This is a genomic window from Corynebacterium sp. 5QC2CO (assembly GCF_024580435.1).
GTDB classification, from domain to species: Bacteria; Actinomycetota; Actinomycetes; order Mycobacteriales; family Mycobacteriaceae; genus Corynebacterium; species Corynebacterium jeikeium_D.
In genome coordinates this window covers 1-3,745 of the sequence record NZ_JANIKI010000024.1, presented here as the reverse complement: position 1 = coordinate 3,745, position 3,745 = coordinate 1, and the positions used below count along the sequence as shown (strand labels likewise).

The window sequence follows — 3,745 nt, the reverse complement described above, 5'->3', positions numbered from 1 at the left end:
GCGTGTGTGTTGCTGGTGGGTGCCGGGGGCCTTTGTTTGTTTTGGGTCCTTGTGTGCTTGCGGGTGATGGATTGCGTGGCGGCGCCTTTGTTTGGGTGCTTTTCGCGTGGTTTTTTTCATTTGTGGGAAAGATCATGGTTGTTCTCTTCTTTTTTTGGCCTCGTCGGTTCGGAAGGGGAGAACGTTTTATTTTTGGATAACGGCCAGGCCGCGCACTTTTGGTGTGTGGTGGTTGTTTGTTTTGTTTTTGTCAGGTTTTTGGGCCTTTCATTGTTTTTTGATTCTTCTGATTTGAAGGGTTTTTGATGGAGGGTTTGATCCTGGCTCAGGACGAACGCTGGCGGCGTGCTTAACACATGCAAGTCGAACGGTAAGGCTCCAGCTTGCTGGGGTACACGAGTGGCGAACGGGTGAGTAACACGTGGGTGACCTGCCCTGCACTTCGGGATAAGCCTGGGAAACTGGGTCTAATACCGGATAGGACCATGGTGTGGATACTGTGGTGGAAAGTTTTTTCGGTGTGGGATGGGCCCGCGGCCTATCAGCTTGTTGGTGGGGTAATGGCCTACCAAGGCGGCGACGGGTAGCCGGCCTGAGAGGGTGGACGGCCACATTGGGACTGAGACACGGCCCAGACTCCTACGGGAGGCAGCAGTGGGGAATATTGCACAATGGGCGGAAGCCTGATGCAGCGACGCCGCGTGGGGGATGACGGCCTTCGGGTTGTAAACTCCTTTCACCATCGACGAAGGGTTTCTGACGGTAGATGGAGAAGAAGCACCGGCTAACTACGTGCCAGCAGCCGCGGTAATACGTAGGGTGCGAGCGTTGTCCGGAATTACTGGGCGTAAAGAGCTCGTAGGTGGTTTGTCGCGTCGTCTGTGAAATTCCGGGGCTTAACTCCGGGCGTGCAGGCGATACGGGCATAACTTGAGTACTGTAGGGGAGACTGGAATTCCTGGTGTAGCGGTGAAATGCGCAGATATCAGGAGGAACACCGGTGGCGAAGGCGGGTCTCTGGGCAGTAACTGACGCTGAGGAGCGAAAGCATGGGGAGCGAACAGGATTAGATACCCTGGTAGTCCATGCCGTAAACGGTGGGCGCTAGGTGTGGGTTTCCTTCCACGGGATCCGTGCCGTAGCTAACGCATTAAGCGCCCCGCCTGGGGAGTACGGCCGCAAGGCTAAAACTCAAAGGAATTGACGGGGGCCCGCACAAGCGGCGGAGCATGTGGATTAATTCGATGCAACGCGAAGAACCTTACCTGGGCTTGACATATACAGGATCGCGCCAGAGATGGTGTTTCCCTTGTGGCTTGTATACAGGTGGTGCATGGTTGTCGTCAGCTCGTGTCGTGAGATGTTGGGTTAAGTCCCGCAACGAGCGCAACCCTTGTCTTATGTTGCCAGCACGTTGTGGTGGGGACTCGTAAGAAACTGCCGGGGTTAACTCGGAGGAAGGTGGGGATGACGTCAAATCATCATGCCCCTTATGTCCAGGGCTTCACACATGCTACAATGGTCGGTACAGTGGGTTGCCAGTCCGTGAGGGCGAGCTAATCCCGCAAAGCCGGTCTCAGTTCGGATCGGGGTCTGCAACTCGACCCCGTGAAGTCGGAGTCGCTAGTAATCGCAGATCAGCAACGCTGCGGTGAATACGTTCCCGGGCCTTGTACACACCGCCCGTCACGTCATGAAAGTCGGTAACACCCGAAGCCAGTGGCCTAAACTCGTTAGGGAGCTGTCGAAGGTGGGATTGGCGATTGGGACGAAGTCGTAACAAGGTAGCCGTACCGGAAGGTGCGGCTGGATCACCTCCTTTCTAAGGAGATTATTTTTTCTTCTGTCATGTGTCATCGTGTTGGTGGCGTGTGGCTATTTTTTGTTTTTTGGGTGGAACACCTACTGGTTAGATCACTGAAGTGGTGGTCTGCGCGTGCGTGTGATGATTTTAAGCGTTTGTGCTTTCCTTTTGTGTTGGTTGGTTGTTGGTGCGCTGTTGGGTGTCTGGGATGACACACGTTGTTGTTCCTGTTTACAGGTTGCTGCGTGCTGCGGGCAGGCTGCTGTTTGGTGGTTTGTGTGTGGTGTGTGGGTGTTGTGTGAGAACTGGATAGTGGACGCGAGCATCTTGTTTTTCTGTAAGTTCGATTTTGTCAAGCAGTTTTTCTGTTTGTGATTGTTCTTAGTTATTTGTTTGTGTGTTGTGTTGTAAGGGCGCATGGTGGATGCCTTGGCATAGTAGGCCGATGAAGGACGTGAGAGGCTGCGATAGGCCTCGGGGAGCTGCCAACTGAGCGTTGATCCGAGGGTGTCCGAATGGGGAAACCTGGCCGTCGTTGTGGGCGGTCGCCGTTAGATGAATTCATAGTCTAATTGGTGGTTACGCGGGGAAGTGAAACATCTCAGTACCCGTAGGAGTAGAAAACAATTGTGATTCCGTTAGTAGTGGCGAACGAACGTGGATGAGGCTAAACCGCGTGCGTGTGATACCTGGCAGGGTTTGCGTGCGTGGGGTTGTGGGGATGCATTGTTGCAGGGTCTGCTAGTCCTGCGTTGTGTGGTGTGGGTGTAGCGGAAGTGGATTGGAATGTCCTGCCGTAGACGGTGAGAGTCCGGTACGTGAAACACCCGTATCTGCAATTGGTGTGTTGCCCGAGTAGCAGCGGGCTCGTGGAATCTGCTGTGAATCTGCCGGGACCACCCGGTAAGCCTAAATACCTGCTTATGACCGATAGCGGATTAGTACCGTGAGGGAATGGTGAAAAGTACCCCGGGAGGGGAGTGAAATAGTACCTGAAACCATGTGCTTACAATCCGTCAGAGCCTTTTTTGGGTGATGGCGTGCCTTTTGAAGAATGAGCCTGCGAGTCAGCGGCATGTCGCGAGGTTAACCCGTTTGGTGGGGTAGTCGTAGCGAAAGCGAATACTAACTAGTGTGTTTTTAGTGGCATGTCCTGGACCCGAAGCGGGGTGATCTACCCATGGCCAGTGTGAAGCAGAGGTAAGACTCTGTGGAGGCGCGAACCCACTTAGGTTGAAAACTGAGGGGATGAGTTGTGGGTAGGGGTGAAAGGCCAATCAAACTCCGTGATAGCTGGTTCTCCCCGAAATGCATTTAGGTGCAGCGTCGTGTGTTTCCTCCTGGAGGTAGAGCTACTGGTTGGTTTAGCGGGACTATCATCTTAGCGACATCAGCCAAACTCCGAATGCCGGTGAGGTCAGAGCACGGCAGTGAGACTGCGGGGGATAAGCTTCGTAGTCGAGAGGGAAACAGCCCAGATCGCCGGCTAAGGCCCCTAAGGGTGTGCTAAGTGGAAAAGGATGTGGGATCGCGAAGACAACCAGGAGGTTGGCTTAGAAGCAGCCATCCTTGAAAGAGTGCGTAATAGCTCACTGGTCGAGTGGTTCTGCGCCGACAATGTAGTGGGGCTCAAGTACACCGCCGAAGCCGCGGCAATCACCTTTTGTGGTGGTTGGGTAGGGGAGCGTCGCGTGACTGCTGTGAAGCGCTGGGGTAACCCTAGTGTGGAGTGTGCGCGAGTGAGAATGCAGGCATGAGTAGCGAATGAGGAGTGGAAAACTCCTCCGCCGAATGACTAAGGGTTCCTGGGCCAGGTTAATCCTCCCAGGGTGAGTCGGGACCTAAGGCGAGGCCGACAGGCGTAGTCGATGGATAACGGGTTGATATTCCCGTACCCGTGTGTCCGCGCCCATGGTGAATCAGGGATACTAACCCACCTGA

General features: G+C 54.4%; 1 protein-coding gene and 2 rRNA genes. All 3 read left to right on the top strand.

The window, feature by feature from the left end; all coding sequences use genetic code 11:
• Positions 1 to 306: hypothetical protein (locus NQ014_RS10760; protein ID WP_257075332.1), on the top strand; the 306-nt coding region annotated here is incomplete at its 5' end.
• Positions 303 to 1,822, top strand: a 16S ribosomal RNA gene (locus NQ014_RS10755). The genes NQ014_RS10760 and NQ014_RS10755, both read left to right, overlap by 4 nt.
• Before the next feature lie 379 nt (positions 1,823 to 2,201).
• Positions 2,202 to 3,745 (top strand): 23S ribosomal RNA (locus tag NQ014_RS10750); the annotation flags it as partial.